Source organism: Streptomyces sp. NPDC048258, from assembly GCF_043201995.1.
In the GTDB taxonomy this organism is placed as follows: domain Bacteria; phylum Actinomycetota; class Actinomycetes; order Streptomycetales; family Streptomycetaceae; genus Streptomyces.
On record NZ_JBICZH010000009.1, the window covers coordinates 130898 to 145060 of the forward strand.

Sequence of the window (14163 nt, forward strand, 5' to 3'; positions counted from 1 at the left end):
GCCCTCAGCCGGCGGCCGGCGGCCGCGCCGCGAACCGGGGCGGGGTGTAAAGGTGTTCACCGACGCGCTTCACCAGCCGGGCCATCTCGTAGGCGATCAGCCCCATGTCGGCGTCCGCCCCGCTGAGCACGGCCAGACAGGAGCCGTCCCCGGCGGCCGCGACGAAGAGGAAGCCCTCGTCCATCTCGACCATCGTCTGGCGCACGCCCCCGGCGTGGAAATGCCGGCCCGCCCCCTTGGCCAGGCTGTGGAAGCCGGAGGCCACGGCGGCCAGGTGCTCCGCGTCCTCCCTGCTCAGGGCGCTCGAAGCGCCGACCGGCAGCCCGTCGTTGGACAGGACCACTGCGTGCCGGACCTCCCGGACCCGGACCACCAGGTCGTCCAGCAGCCAGTCCAGTTCGCCCGACCTGCGGACTCCGTTGAGGTCGATTCTCTGGTGTTCGATCATCACAGTTCTCCTTCGCTGCCTGCGTGAGGGGAGTGCTCCTGGGCGCCGCGGACCCAGCCGGCCCGGTAGGCCGCCATCCGGTCCCGGGCCTGCTCCGGACTGCGGCCCGGCGGGTCCTCGGGGAGCCGTACGCCGGCCGGGGCCTTGGCGGCGGGGGCCTCGCGCAGTTGCGGGACGAGGCTGGCCTGACGTACCCGGCGCGGCAGTTCCGTCACCGAGGCGGCGGAGGCCGAGGGGGCCGTGGGGGCGCCGGCCACCTGCGTACGGGTGACCGCGCCGCCGGGAGCGCGCGGCCGCAGCGCCGCCACCGGGGCGGGACGCGGCTGCTCCGGTGCGGGGGTGCGCTCGGGGTCCCGGCCCACGGGGCCGCGCGTGTCCTCCCGTACGACGGTCATGGCGGGTTGCTGCTCCGTCCGTGCGGCCCCCTGCGCCGCGGCCGCCCGCTCCGCAGCCTTCGCAGCCGCCTCCGATGCCGCCGCGGAGACCGGGACCGGGGCCGGAGCCTCGGAGGCGGCGCCCGTCCCCGCTCGGGGCTCCGGGCCGGGGGCGCCGGCCGTGATCGCGCTCTGGAGCATGGAGTTCGGCAGCAGCACCACGGCGGTGGTGCCCCCGTACGGGGACGTGCGCAGGTGCACCTTCACGCCGTGGCGGGCCGAGAGGCGGCTGACGACGAACAGCCCGAGCCGGTCGCTGTCGAAGAGGTCGAGCGCCTCGGACTGTTCGATGCGCCGGTTGGCGTCGTTCAGGGTCTCGCGGCCCATGCCGAGCCCCCGGTCCTCGACCTCCAGTACGTAACCGGCCCCGACCGGCTCGCCGCTGACCCGGACCTTGGTGTGCGGCGGGGAGAACTGGGCGGCGTTCTCGATGAGTTCGGCCAGCAGGTGGGTGAGGTCGGCGACGGCTCCCCCGACCACGGCGGCCTCCGCGAGCTGGCGGACCTCCACCCGCGGGTAGTCCTCGATCTCGGAGACGGCCGCCCGTACGACGTTCGTGAGCGGCACCGGCATCCGCCAGGCCCGGCCCGGGGCCGCGCCCGAGAGGATGATCAGACTCTCGGCGTGCCGGCGCATCCGGGTGGTCAGGTGGTCGAGGCGGAAGAGGTCGCCGAGCTCGTTCGGGTCGTCCGCGCGGCGTTCCATCGAGTCGAGCAGGGTCAGCTGCTTGTGGACGAGGACCTGACTGCGGCGGGCGAGGTTGACGAACACCCCGGAGACCCCGCTGGCCAGCTCCGCCCGCTCGACGGCGGCGCTGAGCGCGGCCCGGTGGACGGTGGCGAGCGCCTCGCCCACCTGGGTGATCTCGTCGTCGGCCGGCGGCCCGGACGGGGTCTCGGCGGCGACGTCGATGTCCCGGCCAGCGCGGAGCCGCTCCATCGCGTACGGGAGCTTGCGGTGGGCGATCTCCAGGGCGGTGTTGCGCAGCGAGACCAGCTCCACGACCAGGGCGCGGCCGATACGGACGGAGATGACCAGCGAGGCGGCGACGGCGGCCAGGCCCAGCAGCACGGCGGCGCCGGCCGGGCTGAGCGCCCCTTCGGCGAGCGGGTCGGCCCGGTCGGCGGCCGCGGCGTGCGCGGCTCCCTCGATCTCCCGCATGGAGACGCTGATGGAGGCGTGGGCGGCCTCCCATCCGGCGGGCACCCCGCGGGCCTCCTTGGCCGTGCCCGCGGCCAGCGCGCGGTCCTCGGCGGCGGTGAGGTCGGCGTAGGCGGCGCTCTTGGCGACGGACTGCCAGGCGTCCTGCTGCGCGGCGGGGAGGTCGCCGGCCGCGGTGGTGGTGAGGGCGCGCCGGGTCTCGATGATCCCGGTCAGCTGCCGAAGCGTTTCAGCGGTGCGCGGGCCCGGTGCCGCGAGCAGCGCGTCCTCCCGGGAGAGGAGTTCCCCGGCCCGGGCGAATTCGAGCAGGACGCGGGAGCCGGGGCCGAGTTCGGCGTCTCCCCCGCCCGTCAGGGCGCCGCCCACGGCGAAGGCCGAGTCGACGACGCGGGTGTAGATCTCGTAGGCGGCCTCGGGGGTGGCGCGGCGGCCGGTGACGTCCTTGCGGGCCGAGGCGAGCGCCTCGGCGTCGGCGACGAAGGCGCCCAGGCGGACCACGATGTCGGAGCCGTAGTCGCCGGAGTCGGCGATGGTGTTGCGGTCTCCGAGGCGGAGCCGGGCGACGGCGGTGTCGGTGCGGCGGGCTTGCTGGTCCAGGGCGGCCGGGTCGGCGGCGGGGTCGGCGAGGAGGCGGACGGCGGCGCGCCGTTCGGCCTGGAGCTCGGTGACGGCGGCGGCGACGGGGGTGCGTATCTCTGTGTCGACCTGCTGGACGCGGCTGAGCCGGGCGATGTCCTGGGCGGTGCTGACAGTGGCGAAGGCCCAGAGGGCGAGCAGCGAGACGACCGGGACCATCAGCAGCGAGACGATCTTCGCGCGGACGGTGGCGGGGCGCAGCCGCAGCCGGGGGCCGCGGGCGTGCGGGTCGGTGGGGGCGGCCGGGGCGGGCTGGGGGACCACCTGCTCCGCGGGTTCGTCGGCCGGCGGCCCGGCGTGGGCCCGGCGGCCCGTTCCCGGGGCGCGGCCGTCCGCAGGCGCGGGCAGCCGCGGCGCCGCTGCTTCCGGGTTTCTGCGGGGTGTGCGCATGGGCTCCTCGTTCCGGGGCGGTACCTACAGGTGCGGTCGTGCGGTGTGCGTGCGTTCGAACGTCCGGGCGGTCGGCGTGCTCACCGGACCGCCGCGGCGTGCTCCCCCAGGTGCCGGGCGGAGGCGGAGGCGGCCCGCTCGTCGGCGGTCGGGGAGAGCGCGACGAAGGCGGCCGTGATGAACAGGTAGGAGCCCAGCCCGACGGCGAGCGGGAAGATGAACTGCATGGCCGTGGCACCGGGCAGGGCGGTGTCCGAGGGGCTGACGCTGACGGCGACGGCCATCATCCCGGTGTAGTGCATGCTGCTGACGGCGGCGCCCATGACCAGGGAGGCGACGGCCACGGCCACCGGTGACTTGATGTTGAGCGCGGCCCACAGGGCGGCGGTGGCCGCGACCACGGCGATGGCGACGGAGAGTCCGACGGTGAGCGGGTCGTAGGACACGTCGCCGTGCAGGCGCAGGGCCGCCATGCCCAGGTAGTGCATGCTGGCGACGCCGAGGCCGGTGGTGAGGCCGCCCAGGACGAGCGCCCGGCCGCGTTCCTTGCCGTAGCCGACGGCGAAGACGCCGGCGCCGACGACCAGCATGGCGACGAGCAGGCTGAGGATGGTGAGCGGCACGTTGTAGTGGATCTCGGTGCCGGTGACGTCGAAGCCGAGCATCGCGACGAAGTGCATCGTCCAGATGCCGGTGCCGATCGCGGAGGCGGCGGTGAGGAGCCAGTTGCGCCGGGAGGGTCCGGTCGCGGCGAGCGCGCGGACGGTGCAGCGCAGCCCGAGGGCGGCGCCGATCGATGCCATCACGTATGACAGCGCGGGTGTCAGCCAGCCATAGGCGGCGTGGTCCAGATGTCCCAGGTGTCCCATGGCCACCGGACGCTAGTCCGGGTGAGGGCACGAACAAGGGGCGCATTTCGAAAGACGCTGGAACTGCTGGAATATGACAGAGATACGTTCATCTTCGATCACGCCACGTGCCACCTTGCGCACGGTCCGCAGACCCGCACGGGGGTGCGGCGGTGGTGGATCATGGGCGCATGAGCGAAGACCACACACACGTGCAGGAGTTCTTCGGAGCGCGCGCCGCCGACTGGGACCGCAAGTTCCCCGAGGACGCGCCCGCCTTCGCGACCGCCGTGGCCGAAGTCGGCCTGCGGCCCGGCGACCGCGTGCTCGACGCGGGGTGCGGCACCGGGCGGGCCCTGACCCCGCTGCGCGCCGCGGTCGGGCCCACCGGCATCGTGCTCGGCGCCGACCTCACCCCCGGGATGCTGGCCGCCGCGCAGCGGGCCGGGCGGGCCGCGGAGGGCGCGCTGCTGCTCGCGGACGTGGCCCGGCTGCCGCTGCGCGACGGGGCGCTGGACGCGGTGTTCGCGGCCGGCCTCATCGCCCACCTGCCCGACCCGGAGGCGAACCTGCGCGAACTGGCCCGGGTGGTCCGCCCCGGCGGCCGGCTCGCGCTGTTTCACCCGATCGGGCGAACGGCCCTCGCCGCCCGCCACGGCCGCGAGCTCACCCCGGAGGACTTGCGGGCCGAGGCCAACCTCGGTCCCCTGCTCGCCCGTTCGGGCTGGGAGATGACCTCGTACGCCGACGAGGACGCCCGCTTCCTGGTGCTGGCCGTACGTCACCCGTGACACGACGAAACGCGACAAAAGCGTGTACGTCGGCACCGCGCTCGGGATGCGCGGAGGCCATCGGGATCACGCCGGAGGCTGGGCCTCGGCTCCGGCCGGCCGGCGGGGATGGGGAACGGGGCAGCCGCCCGAGCCGGGCACGGGGAACGTGCCGAGCTCGCCCACGTCGTAGCCACCGGGGTAGCTCTTGATCTCCGGGTTCTGGCGGGCGTAGTGCGGGGCTCTGCGCGGGGGCAGCAGCCGCACCGCGCGCCCGCGCAGCCGCAGGGCGCCCCGGACCAGCCGCTGGACCGGGAGGCGCGGGCGCTCGTAACGGAAGGCGCTCAGCAGCGGTTCGTCGAGGAGGGCCAGGCTCGCGCCGCGGACGGCGGGGGCGAGCGGCGCCGGATACCAGGAGGCCATCAGGTCGAGGGTGGAATCGGCGACCTCCCGGGCGCCCTCGTCCCAGCCGAAGTGGGCCTCCTCGTAGGCGTTCAGGGTGGTCTCGAACTCCTCGAAGGAGCCCGGGATGTCCGTGATGCCCATGTGGCGGCCGAGGGTGGCGTAGTAGTTCGCGGAAGCCCTTCGCTCGTGGTGGGTCAGCGGACGCCAGCCGTAGGCGTCCAGCCAGCGCGCCGGAATGACCACGAAAGTGCACAGGACGTACCGCATGTCCTCGTTGGAGATGTCGTAGCTGCGGTGCATCTGGTTGACGCGGCGGATCGCGGTGCGCGCGGTGTCGCTCTCGAAGCCGTGCTCCACGACCGCGTCGAGGAGCAGCGCGGTGTCGTCGTAGCGCTTCTGGGTGCGGTCCGTGAACTCGGCGGTATCGGCCAGCAGGCCGCCGATGGAGGGGACGGCGTAGGTGCGGAAGAGGGCGAGTTCCAGGGCGCGGGTGAAGTCCCAGGGGAACTCGTAGGTGGCGGTGAGCCGGTAGATGGCGAGGAAATCCTTGTCGGGGTCGAGACGGAGGATCTCCCTCAGCCGGTCGTAACGCTGCACCGGGTGTCCCTTTCTGTGGCGGGTTCCCAACTCTACGTGCAGGCAGCGGCCTTGGAAATCGTCGGCCGCGAGCTCTCGACGCGCGGGTTACCCGCTGGTTAAGGTGCGCCGACGAAAGAGCTACCAGGAGGCCAGGTGTCCGACGACGAGGGTGGCGGCTCGCTGTACGTGCTGACCGCCGTGCTGCTGACCCCCGCGCAGTTCCCCAGCATCCTGGGCGACGACTTCCCCGAGGCCTGCTCCCTGCTGGGCGTGGAGCCGGCCGGGGACGGGTACGGGCTGGTGCTCGGCCAGGACGAGGAGGGCGCGCGCTGGACGGTCGTCGTGGACGACGTCTCGCTCGTGGCCGCGGCCATCGCCTCGTGGGACTGCGGGATGGAGTACGACCTGTCGCCCGACGAGCGGTCGATCGTGGTCTCGCTGGCCGGCTGGCCGCTGGAGTTGTCGGTGGCCGCGTCGGGGATCCCGGAACCGCACGATCCGGAGCAGGGCGCGGACGGCACGGGACGGGTGCCGCTGGCACCGCCTTCCGCCGAGGCCTGGGGTCCGGTGCAGCGACGGATGGCCGCGGACCAGATCGCGCGGCAGTGGGCCGACTGGCGCGAGCGCGTGGCGACGGACGGCGGGGCCGCGGCCGCCGCGCATCCCGGGCTCGCGCGGGCGCTGAAGGAGGCCCAGGAGTACACGCTCACCCCGCCGCCGCCCGGGCGGGTGCGGTCCTCCTTCGCGGGTGAGGGGGCGCGGACCCTGCGGGCGGACGGGCCGGGCTGGTCGCTGGTGGCCCGTACCGGAGATGCCGCCTTCGTCCTGCTCGACGAGGAGCCGAGCGAGGTGCTTTCGGTCCCCCGAGAGGGTGACACTGATCTGCCGGGGCTGCTGGCGGCGCTGGACCGCGTCGCGGTACGCCCGGCCTGACCGTCAGCGGAAGTCCCGAGGGGGAGTCGTGACCGTGGAGTGCCAGCCGGTGGGCGTGGTGGCGGGTGGCCGCGCGGAGGTGGCCGACGACGACTGGGGGCGCTGATCGCGCCGGTCCCGGACCGGCCCGCGTCACCCGCCCTGCCTTCGGGCCGGCCGGGCTCCGCGCCGAAGGCGGAGCCCGGCCGGGCCGGCCGCCATTAGCGGCCGATCTGCTTCCTGGATATACCCCGCAGGCGACGCCGCTGAGAGGAGTCCAGCAGAAGATAGGCGGCCGCGGGCACGCCGATCAGCACCAGCAGCCCCGCCCAGAACCCGACCGCCCAGAACAACACGATGGCTGCCACTACTCCGGCAACCGCGACCTTTCCGCTCGTGGACATCTGCGGACACCTCCTCCTGCCGTCGACCACTACCCCCTCAACGCACCGCCGCGACCGCGCGTTCCCGAGCGCACGGACGGCTGCGAAGCGACCTGGGTCAGACGCGGCCCGAGCCGGCCCGCGCGCAGCGGGGTAGCCTCGGCGCCGTCCCGTAACCCCCGGTAGTCGCGTGCGCCGAACGCGTGCTCTCCGAGATCTCCGGCACCATCCGCCGTCCGTCGGCGAACGAGCCGGACGGGCTGGACGGGCTGGACGTGGACGGACCCCGGACCCCGCACCCAGCTCCCCGGTCCCCGGTCCCCGCTTCAGCTGGTAGCTCCGAATCCGGAGGCCCGGGCACGGCCTGGCAACGCTTCGGCGCGGACTGGCCTGCGTAGTGGCCGACGTACCGCTTGCCGGTGGCCGGTGCCGGGACGACGATGGGGGCGCTCCGGGTACCGCGGCACCACGGGAGGGTGACATGGACGATCCTTCGGTGGCGCTGCCGGGCGGGGCCGATCCCGCCGAGCGGACACGGGAACTGCGGCGGGCCCATGCCGCGTTCACCCTGGAGGGACGGGTCGAGGCGCCGGTCCGGGCGGTCATCGCGAAGTCCTGGCGACGGTGTGCCCGGGCTCGGGTCAGCCCGGACTGCGCGGCCCGGGTGGAGCTGGCGGAGACGGAGCTGCGGCCGTACCGCGAGGAGCACCCCCTGGCCCGGGTGATGCCGCTGTTCCGGGACCTCGTCGGGGCGTTCGCCGCGCACGGGGCGCACCTGCTGGCGGTGTGCGACGCGCGGGGCAGCCTGCTGTGGGTGGAGGGCGAACCGGGCACGCTGCGGCGGGCGGAACGGCTCGGTTTCGTCCCGGGCGCCCGCTGGGCGGAGACGGCGATGGGGACCAACGCCCCCGGTACGGCGGTCGCGGTCGGCGAGCCCGTGCAGGTCTTCGGAGCGGAGCACTTCAGCCGCCGGGTCCATCCGTGGACCTGCGCGGCGGCCCCGGTCCGCGATCCCCGGACCGGCAGGGTGCTGGGTGCGGTGGACATCACCGGCGGCGACGGACTCGCCCACCCCCATTCCCTCGCCTTCGTGCAGGCTGTGGCGCGGGCGGCGGAGACCCAGTTGGCCCTGGTCGACTCCGGCCCGCCAGCCGCCCGGGACACCCTCACCGCGCTCGGCCAGGACGAGGCGCTGCTGGTGACAGGGGGGCACCAGGTGCGGTTGGGGCGGCGGCACAGCGAGATCATGGTGCTGCTCGCGCAGCACCCGGAAGGGCTGTCGGGCGAGGAGCTGGCGATCGAGCTGTACGAGGACGAGTCGGTGTCACCGGTGACGTTACGCGCCGAAATCTCCCGGCTGCGCGCGCTGTTGGGGCCCGTCGCCCCGCTCTCACGGCCCTACCGCACACCCGGTCCGCTCGACGCCGACTTCACCGCACTGACCCGTCACCTGGCCGCCGGTGCGGTCTCCGCCGCCCTCCACCACTACTCCGGCCCCCTCCTGCCCGCCTCCACCGCGCCGGGAATCGTCCGGCTGCGCCGGCGGATCGAGGACCAGGCGCGGGCGGCCGTGATCGCCCGCGCGGACACCGGGCTGCTGACCGACTGGGTGTGCAGCCCGTGGGGCGCGGACGACCGGGAGGCGTGGCGGGCGCTGGCGACGGCGCTGCCGCCCGAGGGCCGGCCGGCCGCGCTGGCCCGCGTACACGCCCTGGACCGGGAGCTCGGCGCGCGCGGGGCCGACGTAAGGGGGCTCGCTCGCCCCGGTGGCCGCGGGCGTGCAACGTATCCGCAACCTGCCCGCTCCTAGCCTCCCGGCGAGCGCTGTCCGACGGTGGGCGGCGCCCGGCAAGGGAGGACACCATGGCCCGTTACGCTGCGCCCGGTACCGAGGGGGCGCTCATGTCGTACGCGTCCCGCTACGGCCACTTCATCGGCGGCGAGTACGTCGAGCCCGCACGCGGCCAGTACTTCGCGAACCCCTCCCCCGTCAACGGACAGACCTTCACGGAGGTCGCGCGCGGTACGGCGGAGGACGTGGAGCGGGCGCTGGACGCGGCACACGCGGCCGCGCCCTCCTGGGGGCGGACCTCCGTCACGGAGCGGTCCACGATCCTGCTGCGCATCGCGGACCGGATGGAGCAGAACCTGGAGGCGCTCGCGGTCGCGGAGACGTGGGAGAACGGCAAGCCGGTACGGGAGACCCTGGCGGCCGACATGCCGCTGGCCGTCGACCAGTTCCGCTACTTCGCGGGAGCCCTGCGCGCGCAGGAGGGGGCCCTGAGCCAGCTCGACGACGACACGGTGGCGTACCACTTCCACGAACCGCTGGGCGTGGTCGGCCAGATCATCCCGTGGAACTTCCCGATCCTGATGGCGGTGTGGAAGCTCGCTCCGGCGCTGGCGGCGGGGAACACGGTGGTGCTCAAGCCGGCCGAGCAGACCCCGGCGTCGGTGCACTACTGGCTGAGCCTGGTGGCGGACCTGCTGCCGCCGGGCGTGGTGAACATCGTCAACGGCTTCGGGGAGGAGGCCGGGAAGCCGCTGGCCTCCAGCCCGCGCGTGGCGAAGATCGCCTTCACCGGGGAGACCGCCACCGGACGGCTGATCATGCAGTACGCGGCCGAGCACCTGAAGCCGGTCACCCTGGAACTCGGCGGCAAGAGCCCGAACCTGTTCTTCGACGACATCTGGTCGACCGACGACGACCTGCGCGACAAGGCCCTGGAGGGGTTCACCATGTTCGCCCTCAACCAGGGCGAGGTGTGCACGAGCCCGTCGCGCGCCCTGATCGAGCGGGGCCGGTACGGCGACTTCCTCGACGCGGCGGTGGCGCGGACGGAACTGATCGTGCCGGGCCACCCGTTGGACACGGACACGATGATCGGCGCGCAGGCCTCGGAGGAGCAGCTGCAGAAGGTCCTGTCGTACGTGGAGATCGGCCAGAAGGAGGGCGCGAAGATCCTCACCGGCGGCCGGCGCCAGGAACTCGACGGCGATCTGGCGGGCGGCTTCTACGTCCAGCCGACCATCTTCGAGGGCGACAACCGCATGCGGATCTTCCAGGAGGAGATCTTCGGGCCGGTGGTGTCGGTGACCTCGTTCCAGGACTTCGACGACGCGGTGCGGATCGCGAACGACACGGCGTACGGCCTGGGCGCCGGCGTGTGGACCCGTGACATCAACACCGCCTACCGCGCGGGCCGCGCGATCCAGGCGGGCCGCGTCTGGACGAACTGCTACCACGCCTACCCGGCGCACGCGGCCTTCGGCGGCTACAAGCAGTCCGGCATCGGCCGCGAAACCCACAAGATGATGCTGGAGCACTACCAGCAGACGAAGAATCTGCTCGTGTCGTACTCGCCGAAGAAGCTCGGCTTCTTCTAACGTCTTCGGAAGCCACATCGGCTTACTCTCCCCTCCGCTGCGATCGCCAAGCCTGTTCGCCCGGGCCAGGGCAGCGTGGCTCGGGTGGCGTGGGGGGCTCAGCGGACTCAGCTCAGGCCTCGCCATCGCCGTACCGAAGACGTAGCACGCCCGGTCACGCCGCGCCGTGCTCCGTGGGGTCTGATGTACTTCAGTCGATCAGCGTTCTCGGTAGCGTGATCATCTACTGCGTGAAGTGACCATGCGCCCGGCTGGTCCGTACGAGAGATTCCGGCGGAGAGTAATGAGGCTGCGATGAGTGAACTGACGAAGCCCGTGATCGAACTTCCGGGGGGTGACGCTCCCCAGGAGCTGACCATCCGGGACCTCGTCGTCGGGGACGGGCCTGAGGCGAAGCCGGGCAGGGTTGTCCGGGTTCACTACGTCGGGGTCACCTTCGAGTCCGGAATGGAGTTCGACGCCTCCTGGGACCGGGGCCAGCCGTTCAAGTTCGCCGTGGGTGGTGGCAGGGTCATCAAGGGCTGGGACCGGGGACTCAGGGGGATGAAGGTCGGCGGCCGGCGCGAGATCATCGTTCCCCCGCGCCTCGGCTACGGCAACCAGTCCCCCTCGCCGTTGATCCCGGCGGGTTCCACGCTCGTCTTCGTGGTGGACCTGCTCTCCGTAGTCTGAAGAAGGCCTGCTTCTCCCCGGCCACTCTGTGTCCGTCATCAGGCCAGGTCAGCCTCCCTCCATGGTTACGGAGTTCTGTCGAACTCTGCCCACGCGGCCTTCGGCGGCTACAAGCAGTCCGGCATCGGCCGCGAAACCCACAAGATGATGCTGGAGCACTACCAGCAGACGAAGAATCTGCTCGTGTCGTACTCGCCGAAGAAGCTCGGCTTCTTCTGAGCGTCTTCGCGCGAACTGGGCATCACGCGACCACGTCGAAGCCCTGGCTCCCGGTCCGTCGATGACGGGGACCACGGCTGGGGTGTCAGTCCGCTGAAGTATCCTTCCCGCCACCGCACACCGACTGGGAGGACCAAGAGAATTGACTGGCCTGTCTGCTTTCCCGCTGCCGTTTCACGCATCCCGTTCCCTGGCGTTCGCGACACCCCGAACGCTGCGGGAACTTGAGATGATGCAGTGCAGCTCACACATACGGGCGAAGTCGGGGTGGTTCGACAAGATGAACGATGCCGACATCGTCGCCCGGTGGACGCAGGAAGCGGTCGCCCAGGGCCTCACCGAAGCGCAGGTTCGTTACGTGCTTGCCGAACTCGAGCATTACGCCGCGCTGCGGGACGGACGAACCGGCGTCGAGGTGTCCGCCGTCGACGGGGTATGGCAGTCGGACACACTGGTCGACGACAAGCTCAGGTCCCGGCTGCGCGAGGCGGTTCAGGTTCTGGAACAGGTCCCCGAAGCAGAACAGGACTGGCATCCCGGATCCGACGGCCAGGTACTGGATCTGGTCCATCCCTCACTGTTCTGCCTGGTGAGAAAGGTGAGCGGCGCGCCCGAGCGGGCCTGGCAGAACCCGACGGACCGCTACTCGAAGTACGAGTTCTCGGAGAAATTCCAGTGGCTGCCCACGGACGTCGGCGTCAGTGACGACGGCGATGTCACCTTCCGTTCGTACATCAACAACGTCCACCCCGAGACCCACCGCGAACTTGTCTCCGCCCTGGCGGACTTGTTCGCGCGCATGCGCCCGCTGCTGGAGAACGTACTCACCGATCTGCGCCACCCCCGGCCGCTGCGGATCGAGGCCGATCCTTACGGGTGGTACGACTCGGAGCCGGAGTATCCGAACAAATCCTCCTACAGTGACGATGAGGCCCACGCGGAAGCCCTTCGCGCGTGGGAACAGGCCCAGGACGACTGGTGGGAGAACCGCCGCCCGGTCATCCCGGACGCCCCGGCCTTCACCCCGCCCGAGTTGCCCGATGCATCCGCGCGAGTCGACCTGCGCGGTCGCCGTCTCCAGGTCATCGTCAAGCTCGCCACCATTCATCTCACCCCGGACAAGCCCGAGTACCCCGGCGGTTCCTGGCACGTCGAGGGGATGATGAACGAGCGGATCGTCTCCACCGGCATCTACTACTGGGACAGCGAGAACATCACCGAAAGCCGGCTGAGTTTCCGGGCGGCACTCGACGACCCGAACTACGAACAGAACGACGACAACGGTCTGCGTGAGGTCTACGGCCTGGAGGACGAGGACGCACTGAACCAGATACTGGGATCGGCATCGACCCCAGCGGGCCGCTGCCTGGCGTTCCCGAACATCCTGCAACACCGCGTCGGCTCATTCCGCCTCACGGACACCACCCGCCCGGGATATCGCAAGATTCTCGCGTTCTTCCTGGTCGACCCGTCGGAAAGGATCGTCTCGACATCCGACGTACCACCGCAACAACCATGGTCCGACACCTCGACCATGACGCTCGAACAGGCAAAGAACTACCGCGAACAACTCATGCAGGAACGCAAGTTCTTCGTCGACGAACACAACGAGCAGCTCTACGAACGAGAATTTTCCCTCTGCGAGCACTGAACCCCGCTCATCCGGAATACGTGCAGGTCAGGGGGGTGTGTGGACGGCCTGGACGATGGCGCGGATTCCCTGACAGGCCTGGTCCGGAGCAGGAGGATCTGCTGCCGGTGCCGGGCACGGGCCGGAGTGCGGAGTCCGTAGGGTGGGCCCATGTCTGCCACGTTGAGTTCCACGAAAGCCGCCGCCGCTCTGCGCACGGCGGCTCGCGTGTCCGCCGAGTCGTTGTTGGTCCTGCTGATAGCCGGGGTGGCCCTGTGGATCGTGGGTCGCATGTGGTCGGTCGTCTGGCCGCTCGTCGTCGGGCTGTTTCTCACGACCCTGACCTGGCCGCCGACTCGTTTCCTGCGGCGGCACGGCTGGCCTCCCGCGTTGGCGGCAGGAGTCGTCACCGTCTCGTTCATGCTGGTCGTCGCCGGCATCATCGCGCTCATCGCGGTGCCGGTCGCATCCCAGTCCGGGGAGCTTTCCAAGGGCGTGGTCGAGGGAATCCAGCGCTTGCGTGAGTGGGCGGCCGGGCCGCCTCTGAACATCGGCGACGACGAGATCTCCGGCGCTTTCGACACGGCGATGGCCCGCGTCCAGGACAGCATCGGCAGCATGGTCACCGCGGTCGCGACCGGCGTGGGCACGGTATTCAACGGACTGGTCACGGCCTTCCTTGCCCTCTTCCTGATGTTCTTCTTCCTGAAGGACGGCCCCCGGTTCGTGCCGTGGCTCACCCGCCAGCTCCCCGGGCGACTCGCCGTCGACGTCCCGATCGTGGCGGAGCGGAGCTGGGACACCCTGGGAGCGTTCGTGCGCAGCCAGGCCCTCGTCGGACTCCTCGACGCCGTGTTCATCGGCCTGGGTCTGTGGATTCTCGACGTCCCCCTGGTCCTTCCCCTCGCAGTGCTGACCTTCGTCTCCGCGTTCGTGCCGATCGTGGGCGCCCTGTTCGCCGGCTTGGTCGCGGTTCTCATCGCGCTTGTGTCGAACGGCGTCACCGACGCGCTGATCGTTCTGGCGATCATCGTCGTGGTACAGCAGTTGGAGGGAAACGTGTTCCAGCCCATGATCCAAAGTCGCGGACTCGGCCTGCACGCGGCCGTCGTCCTGCTGGCGGTGACGCTCGGCGGCAGCCTGGCCGGCATCGTGGGCAGTCTGCTCGCCGTCCCGTTGGCCGCGCTCATCGCGGTGTTCTGGAACTACCTGCGTGAGCAGCTCGGTGACGCAAGGCCGGAACCGGAGCCCGACGAGGCACACACCCCGGTCCCCGTCACGTCGTGACC

The 14163-nt window shown here is 71.6% G+C and carries 12 protein-coding genes and 1 pseudogene; 8 read left to right on the plus strand and 5 right to left on the minus strand.

Annotated elements, in window-relative coordinates:
• Positions 1-4 precede the first annotated feature (4 nt).
• The 3 genes from ACGFYQ_RS21500 to ACGFYQ_RS21510 form a co-directional block, all read right to left on the minus strand.
• Positions 5-448, minus strand: coding sequence for a roadblock/LC7 domain-containing protein (locus ACGFYQ_RS21500; RefSeq protein ID WP_393746174.1), 444 nt, complete (start codon positions 446-448; stop codon positions 5-7).
• Positions 448-3069 (minus strand): nitrate- and nitrite sensing domain-containing protein, encoded by a 2622-nt coding sequence (locus ACGFYQ_RS21505; RefSeq protein ID WP_393746176.1) that lies wholly within the window; start codon positions 3067-3069, stop codon positions 448-450. Before ACGFYQ_RS21505 ends, ACGFYQ_RS21500 begins: the two co-directional genes overlap by 1 nt.
• A gap of 80 nt (positions 3070-3149) precedes the next feature.
• A complete protein-coding gene (locus ACGFYQ_RS21510) occupies positions 3150-3929 on the minus strand; it encodes an MHYT domain-containing protein (RefSeq protein ID WP_393746543.1) in 780 nt (259 codons plus the stop codon).
• Positions 3930-4108: 179 nt separating this feature from the next.
• Here ACGFYQ_RS21510 and ACGFYQ_RS21515 point away from each other — a divergent pair, with 179 nt between their 5' ends.
• Positions 4109-4708: a class I SAM-dependent methyltransferase gene (locus ACGFYQ_RS21515; protein ID WP_393746178.1), complete on the plus strand. Its 600-nt coding sequence runs from the start codon at positions 4109-4111 to the stop codon at positions 4706-4708.
• A 66-nt stretch (positions 4709-4774) separates the two neighbouring features.
• Here the strand turns inward: ACGFYQ_RS21515 and ACGFYQ_RS21520 are convergent, their stop codons facing one another.
• The gene (locus tag ACGFYQ_RS21520) at positions 4775-5689 is read right to left on the minus strand and encodes an oxygenase MpaB family protein (protein WP_393746180.1); all 915 of its coding nucleotides are present in this window, start codon (positions 5687-5689) and stop codon (positions 4775-4777) included.
• Between the two features lie 135 nt (positions 5690-5824).
• Here ACGFYQ_RS21520 and ACGFYQ_RS21525 point away from each other — a divergent pair, with 135 nt between their 5' ends.
• Positions 5825-6604 (plus strand): hypothetical protein, encoded by a 780-nt coding sequence (locus tag ACGFYQ_RS21525; protein WP_393746182.1) that lies wholly within the window; start codon positions 5825-5827, stop codon positions 6602-6604.
• Positions 6605-6804: 200 nt separating this feature from the next.
• Here the strand turns inward: ACGFYQ_RS21525 and ACGFYQ_RS21530 are convergent, their stop codons facing one another.
• Positions 6805-6987: a hypothetical protein gene (locus tag ACGFYQ_RS21530; protein ID WP_215150480.1), complete on the minus strand. Its 183-nt coding sequence runs from the start codon at positions 6985-6987 to the stop codon at positions 6805-6807.
• Positions 6988-7447: 460 nt separating this feature from the next.
• Here ACGFYQ_RS21530 and ACGFYQ_RS21535 point away from each other — a divergent pair, with 460 nt between their 5' ends.
• From ACGFYQ_RS21535 to ACGFYQ_RS21560, 6 genes and pseudogenes are all read left to right on the plus strand, one after another.
• Positions 7448-8776 carry a GAF domain-containing protein gene (locus ACGFYQ_RS21535; RefSeq protein ID WP_393746185.1) on the plus strand — a complete coding sequence of 443 codons (1329 nt, stop codon included), beginning with the start codon at positions 7448-7450 and terminating at the stop codon, positions 8774-8776.
• A 53-nt stretch (positions 8777-8829) separates the two neighbouring features.
• Positions 8830-10353, plus strand: coding sequence for an aldehyde dehydrogenase family protein (locus tag ACGFYQ_RS21540; protein ID WP_393746187.1), 1524 nt, complete (start codon positions 8830-8832; stop codon positions 10351-10353).
• Positions 10354-10647: 294 nt separating this feature from the next.
• Positions 10648-11025, plus strand: coding sequence for an FKBP-type peptidyl-prolyl cis-trans isomerase (locus ACGFYQ_RS21545; protein ID WP_393746189.1), 378 nt, complete (start codon positions 10648-10650; stop codon positions 11023-11025).
• 87 nt (positions 11026-11112) lie between these two features.
• Positions 11113-11244 (plus strand): annotated as a pseudogene (locus ACGFYQ_RS21550) (aldehyde dehydrogenase family protein); the annotation flags it as partial.
• Between the two features lie 142 nt (positions 11245-11386).
• A complete protein-coding gene (locus ACGFYQ_RS21555) occupies positions 11387-12895 on the plus strand; it encodes a DUF4246 domain-containing protein (protein ID WP_393746191.1) in 1509 nt (502 codons plus the stop codon).
• A 150-nt stretch (positions 12896-13045) separates the two neighbouring features.
• On the plus strand, positions 13046-14161 hold the full coding sequence (locus ACGFYQ_RS21560) for an AI-2E family transporter (RefSeq protein ID WP_393746193.1): 1116 nt from the start codon (positions 13046-13048) through the stop codon (positions 14159-14161).
• The last annotated feature ends 2 nt before the right edge of the window (positions 14162-14163 follow it).

Coding starts and splice junctions, on each gene's coding strand:
- ACGFYQ_RS21500 (WP_393746174.1), bottom strand. CDS start 448: ATGATCGAACACCAGAGAATCGACCTCAACGGAGTCCGCAGGTCGGGC.
- ACGFYQ_RS21505 (WP_393746176.1), bottom strand. CDS start 3,069: ATGCGCACACCCCGCAGAAACCCGGAAGCAGCGGCGCCGCGGCTGCCC.
- ACGFYQ_RS21535 (WP_393746185.1), top strand. CDS start 7,448: ATGGACGATCCTTCGGTGGCGCTGCCGGGCGGGGCCGATCCCGCCGAG.
- ACGFYQ_RS21530 (WP_215150480.1), bottom strand. CDS start 6,987: ATGTCCACGAGCGGAAAGGTCGCGGTTGCCGGAGTAGTGGCAGCCATC.
- ACGFYQ_RS21560 (WP_393746193.1), top strand. CDS start 13,046: ATGTCTGCCACGTTGAGTTCCACGAAAGCCGCCGCCGCTCTGCGCACG.
- ACGFYQ_RS21545 (WP_393746189.1), top strand. CDS start 10,648: ATGAGTGAACTGACGAAGCCCGTGATCGAACTTCCGGGGGGTGACGCT.
- ACGFYQ_RS21540 (WP_393746187.1), top strand. CDS start 8,830: ATGGCCCGTTACGCTGCGCCCGGTACCGAGGGGGCGCTCATGTCGTAC.
- ACGFYQ_RS21515 (WP_393746178.1), top strand. CDS start 4,109: ATGAGCGAAGACCACACACACGTGCAGGAGTTCTTCGGAGCGCGCGCC.